At 56.6% G+C, this 20667-nt stretch carries 16 protein-coding genes and 4 tRNA genes; 13 read left to right on the plus strand and 7 right to left on the minus strand.

The window, feature by feature from the left end; genetic code table 11:
- Window positions 1-85: 85 nt before the first annotated feature.
- From ACLPGZ_RS03910 to ACLPGZ_RS03925, 4 genes are all read left to right on the plus strand, one after another.
- Window positions 86-162, plus strand: a tRNA-Asp gene (locus ACLPGZ_RS03910).
- 123 nt (window positions 163-285) lie between these two features.
- Window positions 286-361 (plus strand) — tRNA-Ala (locus ACLPGZ_RS03915).
- 25 nt (window positions 362-386) lie between these two features.
- Window positions 387-462, plus strand: a tRNA-Glu gene (locus ACLPGZ_RS03920).
- A 19-nt stretch (window positions 463-481) separates the two neighbouring features.
- Window positions 482-558: transfer RNA gene (locus tag ACLPGZ_RS03925), tRNA-Asp, on the plus strand.
- 91 nt (window positions 559-649) lie between these two features.
- Here ACLPGZ_RS03925 and ACLPGZ_RS03930 read toward each other — a convergent pair.
- Complete coding sequence (locus ACLPGZ_RS03930; protein WP_239055141.1) at window positions 650-1837, minus strand: MFS transporter; 1188 nt, start codon at window positions 1835-1837, stop codon at window positions 650-652.
- Between the two features lie 121 nt (window positions 1838-1958).
- Here ACLPGZ_RS03930 and ACLPGZ_RS03935 point away from each other — a divergent pair, with 121 nt between their 5' ends.
- The 5 genes from ACLPGZ_RS03935 to ACLPGZ_RS03955 all read left to right on the plus strand — a co-directional run bounded on the left by ACLPGZ_RS03935 (window position 1959) and on the right by ACLPGZ_RS03955 (window position 10254).
- The gene (locus tag ACLPGZ_RS03935) at window positions 1959-4670 is read left to right on the plus strand and encodes an ATP-binding protein (RefSeq protein ID WP_239055140.1); all 2712 of its coding nucleotides are present in this window, start codon (window positions 1959-1961) and stop codon (window positions 4668-4670) included.
- A 175-nt stretch (window positions 4671-4845) separates the two neighbouring features.
- Window positions 4846-5457 carry a TetR/AcrR family transcriptional regulator gene (locus ACLPGZ_RS03940; RefSeq protein ID WP_035271186.1) on the plus strand — a complete coding sequence of 204 codons (612 nt, stop codon included), beginning with the start codon at window positions 4846-4848 and terminating at the stop codon, window positions 5455-5457.
- A gap of 54 nt (window positions 5458-5511) precedes the next feature.
- Window positions 5512-6597 (plus strand): efflux RND transporter periplasmic adaptor subunit, encoded by a 1086-nt coding sequence (locus ACLPGZ_RS03945; protein WP_009463858.1) that lies wholly within the window; start codon window positions 5512-5514, stop codon window positions 6595-6597.
- Entirely contained in the window at window positions 6594-9656 is a 3063-nt protein-coding gene (locus ACLPGZ_RS03950) for an efflux RND transporter permease subunit (RefSeq protein WP_088451106.1), read from the plus strand. Before ACLPGZ_RS03945 ends, ACLPGZ_RS03950 begins: the two co-directional genes overlap by 4 nt.
- 115 nt (window positions 9657-9771) lie before the next feature.
- Window positions 9772-10254 (plus strand): DUF3293 domain-containing protein, encoded by a 483-nt coding sequence (locus ACLPGZ_RS03955; protein WP_371477819.1) that lies wholly within the window; start codon window positions 9772-9774, stop codon window positions 10252-10254.
- Here ACLPGZ_RS03955 and ACLPGZ_RS03960 read toward each other — a convergent pair.
- On the minus strand, window positions 10231-10653 hold the full coding sequence (locus ACLPGZ_RS03960; protein ID WP_239055139.1) for an acyl-CoA thioesterase: 423 nt from the start codon (window positions 10651-10653) through the stop codon (window positions 10231-10233). The genes ACLPGZ_RS03955 and ACLPGZ_RS03960 overlap by 24 nt on opposite strands.
- 288 nt (window positions 10654-10941) lie before the next feature.
- Here ACLPGZ_RS03960 and bioB point away from each other — a divergent pair, with 288 nt between their 5' ends.
- The 3 genes from bioB (at window position 10942) to ACLPGZ_RS03975 (ending at window position 13995) form a co-directional block, all read left to right on the plus strand.
- Window positions 10942-11958, plus strand: coding sequence for a biotin synthase BioB (bioB, locus tag ACLPGZ_RS03965; RefSeq protein WP_429640989.1), 1017 nt, complete (start codon window positions 10942-10944; stop codon window positions 11956-11958).
- A 1-nt stretch (window position 11959) separates the two neighbouring features.
- Entirely contained in the window at window positions 11960-12811 is an 852-nt protein-coding gene (locus ACLPGZ_RS03970; protein WP_060186311.1) for an EamA family transporter, read from the plus strand.
- A 164-nt stretch (window positions 12812-12975) separates the two neighbouring features.
- Window positions 12976-13995: a BMP family protein gene (locus tag ACLPGZ_RS03975; RefSeq protein ID WP_429640990.1), complete on the plus strand. Its 1020-nt coding sequence runs from the start codon at window positions 12976-12978 to the stop codon at window positions 13993-13995.
- A 102-nt stretch (window positions 13996-14097) separates the two neighbouring features.
- Here the strand turns inward: ACLPGZ_RS03975 and ACLPGZ_RS03980 are convergent, their stop codons facing one another.
- The 3 genes from ACLPGZ_RS03980 to tet all read right to left on the minus strand — a co-directional run bounded on the left by ACLPGZ_RS03980 (window position 14098) and on the right by tet (window position 17695).
- The gene (locus ACLPGZ_RS03980; protein WP_429640991.1) at window positions 14098-15606 is read right to left on the minus strand and encodes an MFS transporter; all 1509 of its coding nucleotides are present in this window, start codon (window positions 15604-15606) and stop codon (window positions 14098-14100) included.
- A gap of 167 nt (window positions 15607-15773) precedes the next feature.
- Complete coding sequence (locus ACLPGZ_RS03985; RefSeq protein WP_009463866.1) at window positions 15774-16283, minus strand: peroxiredoxin; 510 nt, start codon at window positions 16281-16283, stop codon at window positions 15774-15776.
- A gap of 197 nt (window positions 16284-16480) precedes the next feature.
- A complete protein-coding gene (tet, locus tag ACLPGZ_RS03990; RefSeq protein WP_429640992.1) occupies window positions 16481-17695 on the minus strand; it encodes a Tet(A)/Tet(B)/Tet(C) family tetracycline efflux MFS transporter in 1215 nt (404 codons plus the stop codon).
- Window positions 17696-17862: 167 nt separating this feature from the next.
- On the opposite strand from tet, the gene tetR reads away from it, so the two are divergent.
- The gene (gene tetR, locus ACLPGZ_RS03995; RefSeq protein WP_035271194.1) at window positions 17863-18498 is read left to right on the plus strand and encodes a tetracycline resistance transcriptional repressor TetR; all 636 of its coding nucleotides are present in this window, start codon (window positions 17863-17865) and stop codon (window positions 18496-18498) included.
- A gap of 187 nt (window positions 18499-18685) precedes the next feature.
- Here tetR and ACLPGZ_RS04000 read toward each other — a convergent pair whose 3' ends face one another.
- A complete protein-coding gene (locus ACLPGZ_RS04000; RefSeq protein WP_035271195.1) occupies window positions 18686-20011 on the minus strand; it encodes a TRAP transporter large permease in 1326 nt (441 codons plus the stop codon).
- On the minus strand, window positions 20008-20643 hold the full coding sequence (locus tag ACLPGZ_RS04005) for a TRAP transporter small permease (RefSeq protein ID WP_035271196.1): 636 nt from the start codon (window positions 20641-20643) through the stop codon (window positions 20008-20010). The genes ACLPGZ_RS04000 and ACLPGZ_RS04005 overlap by 4 nt, the downstream gene beginning before the upstream one ends.
- Window positions 20644-20667: the final 24 nt, after the last annotated feature.

The raw sequence follows: 20667 nt of genomic DNA on the forward strand, positions 1-20667 counted from the left end.
CTAGAGGCCTAGGACACCACCCTTTCACGGTGGGTACAGGGGTTCGAATCCCCTAGGGGACGCCAAGATTCTTGGCAACCGCTGCGGAGCGGTAGTTCAGTTGGTTAGAATACCGGCCTGTCACGCCGGGGGTCGCGGGTTCGAGTCCCGTCCGCTCCGCCAAAAGATTTAAAAATCAGTCCCAGACTGGTTTTAGCAGTTTGAAGTGGCAAGCCTCGTCAAGCCTGACACTTATTTCGATACTTTGGTTTTTTGACGCAGTTAAAAAACGAAGTAAAGAAAATTGGGGGTATAGCTCAGCTGGGAGAGCGCTTGCATGGCATGCAAGAGGTCAGCGGTTCGATCCCGCTTACCTCCACCAAAACGACGATTTAGTTGTAAGTCCTGTCCCCTTCGTCTAGAGGCCTAGGACACCACCCTTTCACGGTGGGTACAGGGGTTCGAATCCCCTAGGGGACGCCAAGATTCTTGGCACCGCTGCGGAGCGGTAGTTCAGTTGGTTAGAATACCGGCCTGTCACGCCGGGGGTCGCGGGTTCGAGCCCCGTCCGCTCCGCCAAAAAATTCAAAAAGCCTGATAGATTTCGATCTGTCAGGCTTTTTTCATTGGTGGACTCCGGCCTGCAAGCATGCGCACCAGAACACCTCTCTCAGCCTCTGGTGCCTATCGCTCGTCTACGGATACCGTGCAAAGAAAAACCGATAAGCACTAATGCCCCTCCAAACAGGCATACCGCATGCCACCCACCCAGACGCCAGGCAATACCAGCCCCCCATGATCCTGTCGCACCACCCACGAACATGCCGCTCATAAATAGCGTATTCAATCGGCTCCTGGCCTCCGGACGGAGTGAGTAAATCACATGCTGATTGGAAATGAGTGCCAACTGCTCACCAATATCCAGCAACAAAATACCCACAATCAAACCGGCAAGACTGCTCCAAAGCCCCAACACGGGGTATGACAGCAACATGATCAGGCAAGCAGCCGTGATAACAATATGCGGTCCACGATGATCTGCGCTGCGACCCGCCAGTGGAGCAATCAAAATCCCGGCAGCACCGACAACGCCCATCAAGCCAGCTACATCCGCTCCCAAGCCGTATGACTCCTGCATGTGCAATGCCAGAACTGTCCACAAACCCATAAAGGAGCCAAACAGGACCGCTTGAATACGGGTTGCTCTACGCAACAAAGGCTCTTCCCGCCACAGAACGATCAATGACTTTATAAGGCTGAAATAACGTTGCTGCACCTGGGGATTGCTATGGGGCAATTTGAGAAAAAGCATGAGCCAGGCAATCGCCGTCATCACTGCACCTAAGCAATATGTGGCCCGCCAGCCCCAATGATCGCCAATAAAGCCACCCACAGCCCTACCCAATAAAAGACCGCACAACACCCCGCTCATTACCGTGCCTACTACTTGTCCCCGGCGGCTCGGCGTCGCTAGTTCTGCCGCAAAAGGCACAATTTGTTGAGCGGCTGATGCAGAGATCCCCACCAACACGGACGCACAGACAAACCCCCAGGCATTAGGGGTTACCGCCAGACATACCAGCCCGACCAGCAAAACCGCCGCCTGCCCCAGAATCAATTTTCTACGGTCAACCCGGTCTCCAAGAGGGACCAGAAAAAACAGGCCGCAAGCAAACCCCAACTGGGTCGCCGTCGGGGCCAGATTAATCAGCCCTCTTTCCTGCGGAAATGCCTGTTGCAATAGTTCCAGAAGTGGCTGGTTGTAATAGACATTCGAGACAAATACGCCACAGGCAATCGCCATCACCATCAGAAGCGCCGTATCCAGACGACGCACCAAGGCGGATTCTTTGGACATCACTGACTCACAAAGTAAAAAGTAGGCTGTCATGGTGAAGGAACACGTAGCCAAAGTCTTTGGCCTACAATTTCAGACGTCTGAAATCTGCTTTTCCGCCCAACTTTACCCAGAGACAAGCATGTCTAACGGTACCCACCCCGCCCCTCAGAAACACTCAAGATCCGCCCAGGCCCGCGACGACGATATGCTGGCATTTGGCCGGTACCAGCTATTTCCGGGCCTGCGGCTTTTGCTGCGGGACGGTGTGCGGTTGGAGGTAGGCGAGCGTGCGCTTGATGTGCTCATCTACCTTGTAGAGGCAGCAGGAAAAGTGGTGTCAAAAGACTCACTCCTTTCGCAGATATGGTCCAAGGACGTGGTCGAGGAAAACAGCTTGCAGGCACAGATCTCATCATTACGGAAAACTCTGGGTGACGATAGAGACCTTATTTCCACGGAGTTTGGCCGAGGCTATCGATTCACCGGCGCTGTGCAACCCCATCAAGCGGCAAGCCCAATTATTGCTCATCAAACACGGAGCAAACTGCCACGTCCCAGGTCCCCCTTGATCGGCCGTATAGAGGAGCTACTGGAATTAAATCGGCTCCTTGCAAGCCAATGCCTGATCACGCTCGCCGGCCCTGCCGGTGTCGGCAAGACCCGTTTGGCCATAGAACTGGCCTCTGAAGCAAGCCCGCTTTTCCCTGATGGTGTTTACTTCGCGGACTTGTCCCAACTTGGCAGCCCCGCCTCTGTATTACCGAGCATCTCAAGCGCCTTGGCCGGCCTTGTCGGCACAGACACACAGGCCGCATCGCATCCAAACAGGGCACTCCTGCTAATTGATAACTGCGAACATGTCGCTTCGGCTTGCGCACACGTGATTGAACAACTTCTGGAGGCCGACCCGAAGCTGAGCATCCTCCTTACCAGCCAAACCCCTTTGGGACTGGAGGGCGAGCAAGTCTTTCGCATCACCCCTCTCTGCGTCCCCGCACACCCCATCAAGTTAGAAAACGCACGAGCATACAGTGCTATCGAGCTGTTCGTACGCCGGGTTATCGCCGCAGACTATCACTTCAAGCTGACCGAAGATAATCTGGATCAAATTACGGCACTCTGCAGAGCGCTGGACGGGGTTCCCCTGGCGCTGGAAATTGCTGCTGCCCGAGTTCCCTCGCTAGGGCTGGCTGCCGTCGCTGAAGACCTGGCTATTTCCTCGGGTTTGCTGGCCGCCCGGAAGACCCCATCCTCGGGGCGCCACCAGACACTGGGCGAGGCCATGCAATGGAGTTACCACTTACTGAACTCGCGTGAACAAAACGCTTTTCAGGAACTGGCTATTTTCCCTGGCGATTTCACCCTCTCCGCTGCAGAACAAATCATCTCTGCAAGACCCAAAGACTCGACCAGACTGCCCGATATTATTTACGGACTGGTTGAAAAGTCCCTGCTCACCCTGCAAGCCGGGACGCAGACTATCCGCTATCGCTATCTGAGTATGCTGCGCGCATATGCCCTGGAGCAGCTTGGGGATCGACAGACTGTTTTGGCGGACAGACATGCGCACTTTACTGCCCAACTGGCATCCCAGGCTCAACACGACTGGATGTCCTTACCCACGCCCCAGTGGAGGCAACAATATGAACACCACATCGATGACATCAGAACCGCTTTGGACTGGGCATTCCGAAATAATCAGCACCGCAGTCTGGGGCTCCATATCCTGGCCAACTCCGCCCCATTCTGGATACAGCTGTCGCTTCACGATGAAGGTCGTCAGAGAATTACGGATGCACTCAAACAAAGCACAGGCTCATCCCTAGAAGAACAGCAGGAGATGATGATTCAAGCCGCCCTGGCCACCTCCCTGACCTGGTCACGCGGCCCGACGCCAGAGAATGGACAGGCATGGACCCGAGCTGGCGAGCTCGCATTGCAGCTGGGCGACAGGGAGATGCAGCTACAAGCGGAATACGGCCTATGGCTCTTTCATCTTCGTAGCGGCCGGTACACCCAGGCTCTGGAACACGGCCAGAACATGGCGGATTTGGCTCTACAGTTCTCTGACCGAGCCGCTTTTCTGACTGCCCGCCGTCTAATTGGCACGTCCTATCATTTTTTAGGACGGCACGCTGAAGCCTTATTTGAAATCGAGGCCATGCTTGATGCCTATGTGCGCGACGAACGCCATGGCTCTCACTTCCGATTCGGATTGGATCAGCGCGTCGCGGGCTGGGCTTTTCTTTCCCGCATTCTATGGGTCATGGGGAACACGAACAAAGCTCGCCATGCGGCCCAATTAGCGATCGAGGAGGCCATACCGCTGGATCACGCTTGCACCTTATGTTGTGCACTGGCGGAAGGAAGCTGCACGGTGACAGCGCTTTCAGGGGATAGCCAGGAGGTCACTCGAATGTCGCGAGAGCTTAATCACCTTGCTGGCCAACATGGTTTGGAGTTCTGGGCACGGTATGGTTCGGCATTTACGCTTTGGGCAAAAGTCGCCGAGAACCCCGCTGAAGTTCCTTTCCAGACACTCCAGTCAGCTCTGACACAGTTACAGGAGCACGGGTTTGACACGGCATATTCTGTTTTCTTGTCTGACTTTGCACATGCAATGATCGAACAAGGGCATAGCCCGGAAGCGGTTGCACTCATCAAGGCCCGCCTTGCTGATGAGACCGCTGAAGAGCAACTATGGAACGCCCCGGAACTGTTGAGAATTCAGGCGCAGGCAATGATGCATCTCCCATCCGAACAACCATACGTATCAGCTACCTTGCAGAAAGCGCTATCCCTGGCACGCTCTCAACAAGCCAAAGCCTGGAAAGTCAGACTCAAAGCATGATCCCATCCTGCGGCTGCCCTGCTGCCTGCTCAAGCCATCGGCTGATCTAAAAGGTTTGCCTGTCAAGAAGAGTCCCATCAAGCAAAAAAACGGGATATGTGGCCTCAATTTACTTGCCGCGGCTTAACAAGGAAGTTAATGTATTGCGTTATCGTTACTTCAACATTCAACTTCTATGCCAGCCAGTACCCTGGGCCAGCGTGGTCCGACCGAGCATCATCGCCGCGAACAGATCATTGAGCAGGCCAATACGCATTTCCGGCTCTATGGGTATCGCAAGACCTCTGTTGCCAGCCTGGCCAAATCCATAGGCGTGTCCAGCGCTTATCTCTATCGTTTTTTCGACTCCAAGCAGGCTATCGGCCAGGCGATCTGCCACTCTGTGCTCAAAGGCATGCACGTGCAGCTGCAACAGATTGTGGAGGGCGACTTGCCCCCTATCGAACGTCTGCGCCACTTCATTGAAACCGCCTGCACGCTAAGCCTGGAGCTGTTCTTGCAGGAAGGCCGCATGCAAGAAGTGGTCATTGAAGCGCTGCAAAACAATTGGGCAACAGTGGACCAGCACAGAGAAGATTTGCTGACCCAAATCACCGCCCTGGTGCGCGCGGGCCGTGAAAGCGGCGACTTTGAACGCCGCACGCCCTTGGACGAGGTGGTTCAAGGCATCCTGTTTGCCTTGACCGCCTGTCTACACCCTGTCTTGCTGGAAATACATCCGCCTGAAAAAACCCGCCAAGGTTTGCTGGTGGTAACGCAGCTTATCCTGCGCAGCCTGATGCCTTGAACATCACGCCCCAAGTTACAGTTCATCCAACTATTTACCTACCCGGAGTCCTGCATGGCTCTTTTTCGCTCTCTTAGTCCTGTCTTGAGTTTGTCCGCCGCCCTTGTACTGATGGGGTGCAGCCAGCAGACGCAGGAGGCCGACCCTCGCACTCAGGCTCCTTTGGTAATTCAAAGCGTGATTCAGCCCAAGGCCGATCAGCAGCGACGTTTCCTGGGACTGGTCAGCGCACGGGTGGAAAGCCCGCTGGCATTTCGGGTAGGCGGCAAGATTGATACACGCAAGGTCCAGAACGGCGAGCACGTGGAAAAAGGCCAGCTCTTGATGACGCTGGACCCCAAGGATCTGCAACTGGATTACCGCGCCCGTCTGGCTGCCGTGCAGGCCGCCCAGGCTCAGGCCGAACAAGCCCAGTCAGATTACAAACGCTTGTCCCTGCTGGTGGAGCAAGGCGGTGTTTCCCGTCAGGCGCATGAACAAAGCCAGAAGGCACTGCGTAGCGCACAGGCAAATCTGAAGTCCGCCCAAGCACAAGCTGAAATAGCCCGCAACGCCGACCAATACAGTTCCCTGAAAGCAGAAGCCAGCGGCATCATTACCGCCCAGATTGCGGATGTTGGCCAAGTTGTCAGCCCAGGGCAAGCCGTGCTGCGCCTGGCCCAGGACGGTCCACGTGATGTCATTGTCAGCCTGCCCGAGCAGTGGGATATTCCGCTGGGTACTCGCGCCACTATTGAGCTGACGGACTCCCAGGAAAGCCTGCCCGCCCAACTGCGCGAGTTGGCCCAATCCTCTGACCCTGCAACCCGCAGCTATCAGGCCCGCTTTTCCTTCGAGGGCGAGAATGTCACCGCAAGACTGGGTTCCAGCGCCATTGTGCATTTGACGCCCCCGGATGCAGACGCCTTGAATCAAGTACCACTGACTGCAATTTACGATGCGGGTAAAGGGCCCGGCGTGTGGGTAATTGATGATCAGAAAACTGTGCACTGGCAGCCCGTGACCATTGCCAAACTGGCCCAGGAACACGCTTACCTGTCCCAAGGCCCTGAAGCCGGTACGGCCATCGTGGCGTTGGGCGCTAACCTTTTGCATGAAGGCCAGGAAGTTCGTCCTGAAACACGCGAGGTCAAGCAATGACAGGCCGCTTCAATCTCTCCGCTCTGGCGGTGCGTGAACGGGCCATCACGCTGTTTCTGATCATTGCTCTGGCAGCGTCCGGCATTTACTCCTTCGTGAAACTGGGTCGAGCCGAAGACCCGGCTTTTACCGTGAAAGTGCTGACCGTCACCGCCATGTGGCCCGGAGCCACCGCCCAGGAAATGCAGGATCTGGTGGCCGAGCCCATGGAAAAGCGCATGCAGGAACTGCGCTGGTTTGACAAGGTAGAGACGGTTACCCGTCCCGGCACCGCCTTGATGGTGGTGACCCTGAAAGACACCATGCCGCCGGCGGACGTTCAGAGCGAGTTCTATCAGCTCCGCAAGAAGCTGCAGGATCAGGCTCCGCGCTTGCCCAAAGGCGTGCAGGGGCCGTTTGTGAACGATGAGTACTCGGACGTGTCCTTCAGCCTGTTCGCGCTGCAAGCCCCTGGTTTGCCACCGCGCCTGCTGACTCGCGAGGCCGAGAAAGTACGCAGCCAGCTACTGCAAGTCCCCGGCGTCAAGAAGGTCAATATTCTGGGCGAGCAAAGCGAACGTATTTTTGTCGATCTGGACGAAGCCAAGCTGCACAACCTGCAGCTCAACCCTCAACAGATTCTGGAAGCCTTGTCCAAGCGCAGCGCCATGACAGCCAGTGGTGCCGTCAGCACCGATGGCCCGCGCATTCACATGCGCCTTAGCGCCGGACTGGAGGATGTAGAGGCCATCAGCAATACCTATATCTACGTGCAAGGCCACAATCTGCGTCTGGGCGACATTGCCACCATCAGCCGTGGATACGAAGACCCGCCCAGCTTCGAGATTCACCACAACGCACAATTTGCCATGTTGCTGGATGTGGTGATGCAGGAGGGCTACAACGGCCTGTATCTGGGCAAGGATCTGGAAAAGGCACGGGAAGATATTGCCGCTGCCCTGCCCCTGGGCTTCTCCCTGGATACCGTCACCAACCAGTCGGTGAACATTGCCTCCGCCGTAGGCGAGTTCATGTTCAAGTTCTTCGCGGCGCTGAGCGTGGTGCTGCTGGTGTGTCTGGTCAGCATGGGCTGGCGGGTCGGGATCGTAGTGGCTGCCGCTGTGCCCCTGACGCTGGCCATGGTGTTCGTCATCATGATGATGACAGGCAAGGTGTTTGATCGGGTAACGCTGGGCGCGCTGATTATCTCGCTGGGCCTGCTGGTGGACGACGCCATTATTGCGATCGAGATCATGATCGTGAAAATGGAAGAAGGCATGGACCGCCTGAAAGCCGCCGCCTATGCCTGGAACCATACGGCAGCCCCCATGCTGTCCGGCACCCTGGTGACGATTATCGGCTTTCTGCCGGTGGGTTTTGCCCGTTCCTCTGCCGGGGAGTACGCCGGCAATATCTTCTGGATTCTGGCCGCTGCCCTGCTGACGTCCTGGCTGGTCGCGGTGGCCTTCACTCCCTATATGGGCGTGAAATTGCTGCCCGCCATTCCAGCCCGTCCTGGCGGCCATCAGGCCATTTACGACACCCCCAATTACATGCGCCTGCGCCGCATGATTGCCTGGTCGGTACACCACAAGTTTCTGGTGGCCGGAATTGTGGTGACGGCCTTCGTGCTGGCGGTTGTAGGCATGGGTTTCGTCAAACAGCAATTCTTCCCCACCTCCGACCGGCCCGAGCTGCTGGTAGAGGTGCAGTTGCCCGAGGGCAGCAGTATTCAGTCCACGCAGACCGTTACTCGCAAGGTGGAGAGCTGGTTGCGCGAGCAGCCCGAAACCAAGCTGGTCACCAGCTATGCCGGGCAAGGCGCACCGCGCTTTTTCCTGTCCTACAACCCTGAACTGCCTGATCCCTCCTTTGCTCGTCTGGTGGTGCTGACGGCTGATCACCACGACCGCGATGCGCTGCTGCAACGCTTTCGCCAAGTGGTGGCCGATGGCCTGACACCAGAAGCGCGCGTCCGTGCCACTCAGCTGGTGTTCGGGCCATCCACCAAATACCCGGTGGAGTTCCTGGTACGTGGCCCTGACCTGAACAAGCTGCGTGATATTTCCGAGCAGGCCATGGCGGTGATGCGGGCCGACAAGGACATGCGTCAGGTGAACGTGGACTGGGGTTCGCGCGTACCCGTCCTGAAGCTGGACGTAGACCCACAACGTCTGCAAGCCTTGGGGTTGAATCGCCAGAGTCTGGCCGAACAAATCCAGTTGCAGCTGGATGGCACAACCGTTGCGGAATACCGCGAGGACCTGCGTAATGTGCTGGTTGTGGCGCGCAGCTCGGCCAGCAACCGCCATGACCCAACTCGCCTGTCCGGCCTGACCGTCATGAATGATCAGGGCCAGAACCTGCCCTTGGAGCAAGTCGGCAAGCTGGAAATCATGCAGGAAGAACCCAAGCTGGCCCGTCGCAACCGCCTGCCCACCATGACAGTGCGGGGAGATATTGCTCCGCACGTGCAACCGGCAGAAGTGGCCAACCGGGTGATGAAGGAGTTTGCCTCCTTGCAGGCTTCCCTGCCCCCTGGCTACCTGATCGAGATGAGCGGCATCACCGCCGAGGCCAAGAAGTCCAATGACGCGCTGCTGCCCGTCTTCCCGGTCATGATTGCCTTGATGCTGCTGGTTATCGTGATTCAGGTACGTTCGCTCTCGAACATGATCATGGTGTTCCTGACCGCCCCCTTGGGCCTGATTGGCAGCGTGCCCGCCTTGCTGATTTTCCAGCAACCCTTTGGCTTTACGGCGATTCTGGGGCTGATTGGTCTGGCGGGGATCCTGATGCGCAATACCTTGATTCTGATTGAGCAGATCAAGACCAACCGGGCTGAAGGTGCCTCGCCCTACGATGCCGTGATTGAAGCCACTGTGCAGCGTGCCCGCCCCGTCATTCTGACGGCGCTGGCGGCGGTACTGGCCTTCATTCCGCTGTCCTTCTCCGTGTTCTGGGGCTCCATGGCCCTGACACTGATCGGCGGTACAGCCATTGGCACCATCCTGACGCTCTTGTTCTTGCCCAGCTTGTATTCGATCTGGAATCGAATCCAGGATCCACGCGCCTCATAACTTGCTTGAAGGCTGAAACTGTGTAAATAATGGATGCATGGTTTGAACACAAACAAACCATGCATCCCACTGCCAGTCTTGTGGGTCCAGAGAACAGAACGACGCAAGATAGCTTATGTCTACACAGAAAGACCTGCCCGCCGCCCTGTCTCACGCTTTCGAGAAGGCGATCTACCGTGTACACAGCCCAAAGGGCGATATAGACGTGCGCATCGGCCAGCTCAACCGCCCTCTGAATCAATTACTGGAACAAGAAAACAGCCGTGGTGCGGCAATTTTGACCGCCTGCAATCCGGGCGCGCAAATTTGCAGCCGTGCCTTTAACGATGCGGTTCAGGAAAGCTTGCTGCGCGATTTGCAGAAACTGGATCTGCGCTGGTGGCCCGCTGTGAATCTGGACCCCAAGGGCAAATGGCCGGATGAACCCAGCCTGCTGGTGCTGGACATCAGCCTGCAACAGGCACGCTGGCAAGCACGCCTGTTCAAGCAATTGGCTTTTGTCTATATACCGCTCAATGGCAAGCCGCAGCTGCATCAAGTGCAGCAGCGCCTGCCGGTGTCTGATCAGGCCGCTTCAAACAGCCCCGTTCCCTTCTAAGCGCTGACGAAAGTCTTCAGCAATGGCGGCACCTTTCAGCCGCCCTTCCGGCAAGACCTGCGCCCAGGCGCGCCACTCGTGGCCGGTTGCTACCAGCACGCCGTCCATATTGAAGACTTGATATTCAAGCTTGAAACGCCGGTCCAGCCATTGAGCCACATGCACGCAAACGCGAATCTCGCGATCATAGGTGACAGGTGCGCGGAAGTTGGCACCGACATCCACCAAGGGCGTTACCGCATCATATTCCTGGCGCAAGATACGCTGGCTCAAGCCTGCTTTCCGCAGCCACGCCTGATACGTGCAATCAAACCAATAAAAATAATTGGGATAGAAAACAATCCCGGCCTCATCGCAATCACCCCATTCCACGGTGATGCGGCGCTCGAACACGTGCATGTTTATCCTTTTGCAAAATCGCCTGCCAGTTTACCTCGGATAAAAAGGTGGAAACCACGGTAATCAGGCACTGAATCAGCCGCTGAAACATTTTGCAAACACTACCTTTGAAATAGTTTGTATCCCTCACAATAATTGAAATTAAGCGAAGTTAGCGACAATTTCGTCTAAGCATCACTGAAATAGGCCCCATAGCGAGAAAAGCCTCCGGAGCCTGCCAGCCCCAGGAGTCGTCTTTCACAGGCAGAAAACCTAGCATAGCTGCGTCACTGAATAAGGTAGCCTGCCATGTCTGTAAATACCCCCGCACCCTGGACGATTCGTAGCATCATGGAGCTTTACGAGCTGCCCTTTATGGACCTAGTGTTCCAGGCGCAGACCGTACATAGACAGCACCACCCGGCCAATCAAATCCAGCTCTCCAGTCTGCTCTCCATCAAGACAGGCGCCTGTCCCGAAGATTGCTCCTACTGCCCGCAATCCTCCAAATACCAGACCGAGCTGGAACCTGAACCCTTGATGCCCCTGGAACAGGTATTGGAAGCGGCCCGCGCCGCCCAGGCACAGGGTGCTCAGCGTTTTTGCATGGGTGCCGCCTGGCGCTCTCCTACCGAAAAACAGTTGGACCAGGTAGTTGAGATGGTTAGCGCCGTCAAAGCGATGGGGCTGGAAACCTGTGTCACCTTGGGCATGCTCAAAGACGGTCAGGCGCAGCGCCTGAAAGATGCCGGGCTGGACTACTACAACCACAATCTGGACACCTCCCCCGAGTTCTATGGCCAGATCATCAGCACACGCACGTACCAGGACCGCCTGGACACGCTGGAACGCGTACGCGCAGCCGGTTTGAACAGTTGCTGCGGCGGGATTATCGGCATGGGTGAAAGCCGTCGCGAGCGTGCTGGTCTGCTGGCTCAGCTGGCCAATATGCGCCCTTACCCCGAGTCCGTGCCTATCAACCAATTGGTGAAAGTACCGGGCACGCCGCTGGATCAGGTCGATGATCTGGACCCCTTCGAGTTTGTACGTACGATTGCCATTGCGCGTATCCTGATGCCCACCAGCGCCGTACGCCTGTCGGCGGGTCGCGAAACCATGGATGACAGCACCCAGGCCCTGTGCTTTATGGCCGGTGCCAACTCCATTTTCTATGGCGAGCAATTGCTGACTACCGGCAACCCGCAGTTTGTGGCAGACCAGGATCTGTTTGCCCGCCTGCAACTGGAAGCGGCCAAAACCACACTGTCCGAACCCCCTTTGTCATTGGAACAAACCCGTCCACGCGCTATGGTCGAGGCCCTCTAACATGCTCACTCTGATCGCCAGCATTCTGTGCAGTGTTGCCGTTTCCATTCTGCTGAAAGTCGCTCGCCAGCGGCAGATCGATGTCGCCCAGGCCATCATGGTCAACTATGGCGTGGCGGTCACCTTGAGTCTGGTATTGCTGCAACCGCATCCCAGCAGTCTGCTGAATCCTGCTACCCCCTGGTGGATTCTGATTGCCTTGGGTGTGCTCTTGCCCAGCGTCTTTCTGTTCATGGCGGCGGCAGTGCGGCAAGCCGGGATTGTGTTGAGCGATGCTGCCCAGCGCCTGTCCCTGTTCATTCCCTTGTTGGCGGCCTTTCTCTTGTTTGGCGAGCATCTGGCTGGTCAGAAACTGCTGGGCATCGCCCTGGCCCTGATTGCCTTGCTGTGCCTGCTGATACGTCCGCGGCAGGCCAGTAGCCAGGAAGCAGGCTCCGGGCATCCTGCCCTGATGCTGCTGGCTGTATGGCTGGGCTATGGCGTGATCGACATCATGTTCAAGCAGCTCTCCAAAGCCGGTGCAGCTTTCTCCAGCAGTCTGGTGGTGTCCTTCTCGCTAGCCGGTGTGCTGATGCTGTGCTGGCTGCTGGCCAAGCGCACCAGCTGGCATAAAGGCAGCCTTTTAGCCGGTCTGGTGCTGGGCCTGCTGAACTTCGGGAATATTTTCTTTTATATCCGCGCCCACCAGATCTTCCCGGAGAATCCCACTCTGGTGTTCTCGGCCATGAATATTGGTGTGATTGCCATGGGTGCCATCATCGGCGCGGGCTTCTTCAAGGAAAAGCTCAGCGCGCTCAATATGGTGGGGGTTGCCCTGGCGATTGGCGCTATCGTAGCCTTGATTCCGCGGTGAACAATATCGGGCGTGTCTCATACATGCCCGCGTAAACGCACTATACGAGAATTCTTATATTTGACATTTAAAACTTCGGGGACCGCGGCTTTTCATCTCCTGTAGATTAGAAAAAAACGATTTTTACCGACGCCCACGTCGGAGACTACACAGGAGACATGATCATGACCGGATTTACCCGTCGCCAGTTACTGCTGGCCGCCGCTTCCGCTGGAGCCGGCGCACTGGCTGCCCCTTGGCTTGGCCGCAGTGTGCTGGCGGCCAACAAACCCGTCGTTGCCGCCCTGTTCTGCGGCCACATTGATGACAACGGCTTCATGCAAGCTGGTTATCAGGGCTTCAAGAAGGCCATGGACCAGTTGCCCATTACCGGCCACTACAAAGACCAGGTGGCTAACGAAACCCAGGCGCAAATTGCCGCCCTGCGCGAACTGGCGACACAATACAAACCGACCTTGCTGATCGCCCACGGCGGTCAGAACACCGATGCTGCCCTGGCCGTTGCCAAGGAGTTTCCGGATACCCGCTTTGTGATCACGCAAGGTGCCGTCACTGCCAGCAATCTGAGCAGCTATGACGTGCGTCAGGAAGAGTCAGCCTGGCTGGCCGGCGCCTATGCCGCTCTGATGACCAAGACCGGCGTGGTGGCCCACCAGTCCGGCATACGCGTACCCCCTGGTTTGCGCGCCCGCGCTTCCTATGCCGCTGGCGTCAAGCATGCCAATCCGGATGTGAAGCTGCTGACAAACTTCTCCGGCAACCAGGATGATATTGAGCTGGCCGCGCGGGTCACCCAGGCACAGGCCAAAGCTGGTGCAGACATCATCTACACCATGCTGAACAAAGGCCGTAGCGGCACAACGCAGGCCTGCCGTGAACTGGGCATCAAAGAAATTGGCAATGTAATTGACTGGGTCGCCCGCGAGCCCGACGTATTCGTCGGTTCCGCCTGGGCCGATGTAGGCATTGGCGTATTTGAAGCTTGCAAGGATCTGAGCGAAAACAAGTTCGAATCCGGCAAGATCTTCAAGGTAGGCCTGCAGCAACCGGATGCGGTGCGCCTGATCATGGCCCCGGACACACCGGATGCCGTGCGCCAGCGTATTGCAGCACTGCAGCAGGATATTCTGGCTGGCAAGATTGAGGTTGTGGCCGAATTCAACGGGCCTGAGTTCCAGATTTAAGATCCGGGCAGAAATAAAAAACCCAGGCTTGGCCTGGGTTTTTTTTATGAGTGAATCATGGTCGTAAAGCGCCACGACAACAGGCTCGATTCTGGCGACTGTTTAAGGGGCTGGATCTGAGGTTTTACGTGCTTTCTCTGCGTCTTTCTCAGCGCTCGAGCTTTCCACATCTGCCGCGCTCCCAAAAGCGTCCAAGCCTTCAGAATTCACAGAGCTTCCAACAACAGGATCGGCCCGTTTGTCGTCCTCGGCAAGTGTCGCCTCTGCAGCCTCATCCTCCGCCTTGCGCTCCGCAGCCGTGCTTTCCGTCGTTGCAGGCACCCGCTCTTCAACAGGCGGCAGATCCTCGAACACAGGGTCGTGCGACACGTCAGAGCTGATATCTACCCGTGGGTCCAGTGCCACCGCCGCAGCCGAGCTTTGCAAGCTGTCTGGCATAGGCACAAAGGTAGTAGGCGCATCCTGGCTCAAGTGATCGCCCAGTACCTTTTGCGGGCGGACCAGCAGAACCAAAGCCAAGCCACAGGCTGCCACGAAGATGTAGTACAGATTGCTGCCGATATAAGACATCAGGCCGCCGGCAAGCAGCGGCCCCAGACAGGCCCCCAGGCCATACACCATATACAAAATGGCGCTCAAGCCAACTCGCCGCTCCGGATCCACGTTGTCATTGGCGAAAGCCGCGCCCAAGGGGTACAGCGTAAATTGCAGAATCCCGAACAACGCCGAAAAAATCAGCAGAAACCAGAATGGGGCCTCAAACCAGCCCCACAAGGGAATGGCCAAGGCCAGCAAACAGATCGCGTTAATGCGGATCAGTTTGACGCGATTCATGCGATCCGCCAGCCAACCCACCGGCCATTGGGCCAGCACACCGGCGGCCACAGACACGGCGACAAACAAGGCAGCCTGCTCATTGCTTAGATGAACGCGCACCGCATACACCGGCGCCAGACCATAAAAGGCCCCGGTCAACATACCGGCGACCAGCAGCACCATCATGGACAAGGGTACGCGGTCCACGTAATAGCGTGCGTTAATGGGCGCGGGCACTTGCAAGGGTGGGTGACTGCGACGGGTAATCGCCACCGGCACCAGACTGAAGGCCGAACAGATCGCCACAAAAACCAGCGGCTCGTAATTCAGATGCGGGAACAGGGTCAAAGACAACTGCCCCAGCACGGTGCCCAGGCTGGAGAACACCATGTAAAAGGCAAAAATGGTGCCACGTTGACTATTATCGCTTTGCTCGTTCAGCCAACTTTCAATCCCCATGAACTGCACCACCATGGCCGCGCCCGCCAAAAAGCGCAGCAGCAGCCAGACGTACATGGAATCAACCAGAATCTGAACCAGCACACAGATGGTGACAATGGCAGCACTAGCGGCGTACGCCCGAATATGACCCACGCCCATGATCAGGCGGTGACCCATGCGAGCACCAAATACCAGGCCCAGGTAATACACCGCAATCAGCCCGCCAATCCATACCTCTGACACCGAGATGGCCGTCAGGCGCACCCCCATGAAGGTATTGAACAGGCCCGAGCTGAGCAAGAGCATCAGGGTCGCAAAGTACAGGGACGAAAACGCACCCACCGATGACAGCATCCAGACATCCTAAAAAAACCGCGGCACCGGCCCCCAACTCTCGCCACCATCCAGTTTCCGGCCTGGGTTTTGCGACAGGAGCACGGTAAAAAAAAGCGCCAGCTTGCCGCCAGCGCCTTGTAATCCTTCTATCCCTCGCCACGCCGGACTGGCGGGGGATCAGATACTTACGACTTTACCTGTTTCAACAGGGTGTCTGCATCCGATGTGTGCAGGCCGCCGTCGTTATCAATGTTCAGTTGTTTGACAACGCCGTCTTCCAGCAAGGCAGAGAAACGCTTGGAGCGCACACCCAGGCCTTTGGACGTCAGGTCAAATTCCAGACCCAATGCTTTGGTCCAGACAGCACTGCCGTCGGCCAGCAAACGTACTTTGCCATTAACGTTCAGGGACTTGCCCCAAGCGCCCATTACGAAAGGATCGTTCACTGCCACGCACCAGATCTCGTCTACGCCGGCAGCCTTGAACTCGTCTGCCTTGGCAATAAAGCCAGGCAAGTGCTGCTCGGAGCAGGTAGGGGTGAAAGCGCCAGGAACGGCGAACACGGCAATTTTCTTGCCTTTAACCAGATCAGCCACCTGAAAGTTGTTGGGGCCCATAGGGCAGCTTTCTGTGGCGGTTTCAATGTACTCGCTAAGGGTCGCGTCTGGAACGCGCGCACCGACTGAAATGGACATAAGGTCTCCGTATGAATAAATACCGCCAGTATGGCGGCCCGAACAATCTATGATACTAATAGACTGGCCTGCCTAATAGGCAAATAATACTTATCAGTACGTTTCACTTGCCTACATGCCCCAGAGAAAACGCGCCTTCAACAGCAAAAAAACCGTTTCCGAGCAAACCCTTTGCCAAACAGCGAAACAACGGCCTCTTAGTCCACAAGCTGCAAAGCGCGCCACAAGATGGGGAAACACAGCACATACAGACATCCCCCCAGTAGCCAAACCCAACCGTTCCACTGCGTAGCGGTATAACTGTAGAGCTGCGTGAACCCCAGCGGGCCAATCAAGGCGCCCAGATTATTCAAACTACCCAACACGCCCTGCAAGGTCCCTTGTTGATCGTTGACAACGCGCTTGGACATCATGGATTGCAGCGCAGGCATGCCCACACCACCTGCCGCCAGCAAAGCCAGCACAGGGAAGATCATCCAGCTATGCGAAGCAAAAGCCAGCAGCACAAAACCTGCGGCGTCAGCCATCATGCCCAACATCAAGGTCTTGCCCTCACCCAGGCGCTGCGACAAGGGACCCACAGCAAAGGCCTGGAACAAGACATGAGTGATGCCATAAGCGGTCAGGGACAAGCCCACCGTCATGGTGTCCCAAGCAAAGCGATCCTCTCCGAAAATCACCCACAAGGCGGCAGGCAGTTGGCCGATCAGCTGGACAATAAAGAATACGACGCCCAAGCCCAGCAAGCCCTGCCCTAAATCCTTCAAGCCCAAAAAACCAAAGGAGCTGAGAGGCGGCGCCTGCTTCTTTTCCGCCGATCCACAAGCTACACGTGTTTCACGCAGAAAAAGGCAGGCCAGAACAAAGGCACTGGCATTAAGCAGCGCCGCTCCCACAAAGGGCGCATGAGTCGACAAGCCCGCCAAGGTCCCGCCCAAGGCAGGCCCGGCAATCATGCCCAGGCCGTAGCATGCCCCGATATAAGCAAACCAGCGTGCCCGCTCTTGCTCCGGGGAAGCATCGGCAATGGTGGAAGCCACCACCGCAGCTGTCGCCCCCGTGATCCCAGAGACAAGTCGCCCTATATACAACACCCATAAAACGGGTGCCAAAGCCATGATGGTGTAATCCAGCGCTGCTCCAGCTAATGAGGCCAACAGCACAGGCCGCCGCCCATACCTGTCGGACAAGCGCCCCAGTAAAGGCGCAAACACAATTTGCATCAGCGCATACAAAGACAACAAGACGCCGTAATGACGTGCCACCTGCTCTACTGGAAGCATTTCTCGCAACAAGGAAGGCAGCACCGGCATGATCAAACCTATCCCTACCGCATCCAGACAAAGGATCAACAGAGCAATCAAGCAAGAGCGATTGTTCAACAGACAGTGGTGGGCACTGGAATCAGGCATCTAATTTATCACCGATAAATTAGCCTTATTTTTAACTTATCAGTGATAAATTAGCAAGTACAGCACCACTGCCCTGCAGAACAAGGCGCAGCCCTGCCGTTTGCAGCCTTACCTTAATGCGCTGTCGATTATCATTGATAAATTACGAGCACGGAGATCCAGCCCACATGAAGAAGATCAGCAAAGAAACCGTCATCGAGACAGCCCTGGAGCTGCTCAATGAAGTGGGCATGGACGGATTGAGCACACGCAAGCTGGCTGAACGGCTTCAGGTGCAGCAACCCGCCCTGTACTGGCACTTTCGGGATAAGCGCGCTCTCTTTGATGCCCTGGCCCACGCCATGCTAGTCAATAAACATAGCCACGCCCTCCCGGAAGATAACGAGGACTGGCGTATCTTCCTGAGGAAGAATGCTCAGGGTTTCCGGGCGGCGTTGTTGTCTTACCGGGATGGTGCCCGCATCCACGCAGGGACTCGGCCCACTGAATTGCAATTGGACATTGCACAGGCCCAGATCGGCTTTTTGTGCAAGGCAGGCTTTGAGGCGAAAAATGCCGTTTGGGCGCTATGGACGATCAGCCATTATGTGGTGGGGTCGGTACTGGAACAGCAAGCAGCGCAATCCGAGCAGCAAAACACGGATGCTCCCAGCACTTCAGCAACGCAAGCGGACACTCCCCCAGACCTGCTGTCCCTGTTTCAGGAAGTTGAACAGGAAGGCATGGATGCCGCGTTCGATTTCGGCTTGAACAGCTTGATCGCTGGTCTTGAGCCTTTTTGTAAACAAGGTACAGAACGCTGAACCGTTAACCCACTGCACCCAGTCAGTGCAGCGATAAACTTTTCGAGATCCCAAGCGATCGCTCACAAAAAAGGCCGGGCTTTTTGCCCGGCCTTCAAGGTGATTCACGTCTTGCGCAGCTTGCATCAAGCCGTACTGCCACATCATGGGCTCACCTTGCCCTGCTCGCGGATAGCGATCAGGACTACTACAGCCATCCCATCATGCGGGGCAGCCAAAGCGTAATTTCAGGTACGAAGGTAATCATCAACAGGAAGGCCAAACCAGTCAGCAACCAAGGCAATGTGGACTTGGTAACTTCGGTCAGGCCCAACTTCGATATGCTGGACGCCACATACAGGTTCAAACCCACTGGTGGTGTCGCCAGCCCAATCTCCATGTTCACCACCAGCATGATGCCAAAGTGAACCGGGTCCATGCCCAGCTTCATGGCGACAGGGAACAGGATGGGAGCCATGATCAGAATCAGTCCCGAGGGCTCCATCACCATACCGATCACCAGCAACAGGACGTTCACGAACAGCAGGAAGGCGATCAGGCCCATGCCTTGCGACACGATCCATTCCGCAATGGCCTGTGGAATCTGCTCGGACGTCAGAATGAAGGCGAACATGACCGCGTTGGTGATGATGTACAGCAGCATGGCACTCATGGCTGCCGATTCCAGCACAATGCGTTTGACCTCGCGCAGCTTCACGTCCTTGTAGACCCAGACCGCAATCACAAAGGCGTAAACCGCACTGATAGCTGCTGCTTCGGTAGGCGTGAACACACCGGAGTAAATCCCGCCCATCACGATAACGATCAGCATCAGGCCCCAGATGGAGTCCATGAAGGCACGCCAGCGTTCCTTGTAGGATGCGCGGGGCATACGGGGGTAACCCAGTTTCCAGGCGCGGAACATGGTGGTTGCACCCAGGAAAAACGCCAGAATCAAACCCGGAACCACACCGGCAATAAACAGCTGACCAATAGAAGCCGTACCGACTTTGACCCCATCCGGGCCTTCAACCATCATGCCGCTGGTTGCCACGGCGTACATCACCATCACAATCGAGGGTGGCAGCAAGATGCCCAGACCGCCGGAAGTCGCCACAATGCCAGTCCCGAATTGCACGGGGTAGCCTTGTTTGACCATGGCCGGAATCATGATGGAACCAATGGCCGCCACCGTGGCAGGCGAGGAACCACTGATAGACGCAAACAGGGCGCAAGCCAGCACCGCAGCCAGACCCATGCCGCCGGGCAAGTGGCCGACCATGGAAGCGGCAAAGCGAATCATGCGTTGTGCGACCCCGCCATGCGTGAGGAAGCTACCGGCCAGGATGAAGAACGGAATCGCCATGATCTCGAACTTCTCGATCCCGGTGAACAGCTTGAGCGCAATACTGTCCATCGGTACTTCGGTCATGGTGAACAGGAAACCCATCACCGTCAGACCCAGGGCAATCGATACCGGCATGCCTGTCAGCAACAGGATAGCCAGCAAGGCAAAAATAATCAGGGCGGTCATGCGCGCGCTCCTTCGGATTCAGACACACCGCGCTCTGTTTCAGCGATCAGATCCGCCGCAGGCTCGTGATGAGGCAAATGGCCCGTCTGGATAAAGTTCATCAAGGCTTGCAGGAAGCGGAAGCACATCAGCAAGGAGCCCGCGGGCACCGCCAGATACACAATCCATACCGGCACTTCCAGGTCAGCCGACACCTGAGCAGTCTGGGCAATGCCATACACAAAGCGGCCACCAATCCAGGCAACAATGGCTGTGAACAAGGCACCGGCGAACAGGGAAATCACCACCAGCAGATGACGCCAGCGTGGGCCCACAGCGTTTACCAGCACGTCCACACCCACGTGGATACCAACACGAACGCCGTAAGCGGCGCCGAACTTGGCCATCCAGACAAACAGGTAAATGCACAGCTCCTGTGCCCAGAGCAAGTTGACGCCGGCCACGCTTCGGTAGGTAGAACGGGCCATGGCGGTAATGGACTCATAACCCTGAGCCCGCGACCAGGACACCAGATCAGCCAGTAGGCTGACCGAGTAGCGCTGGCAGACCGCTACAAAAATAATCACTACGGCCGCCACCATCAGAAATGAGATGAACATTTCCTCAAAGCGGTCCAGAAATCGTAAAAACATGGGTAGCTCCAGACTACAGTCTGC

The organism is Alcaligenes sp. Me129 (assembly GCF_050487245.1).
In the GTDB taxonomy this organism is placed as follows: Bacteria; Pseudomonadota; Gammaproteobacteria; order Burkholderiales; family Burkholderiaceae_B; genus Alcaligenes; species Alcaligenes phenolicus.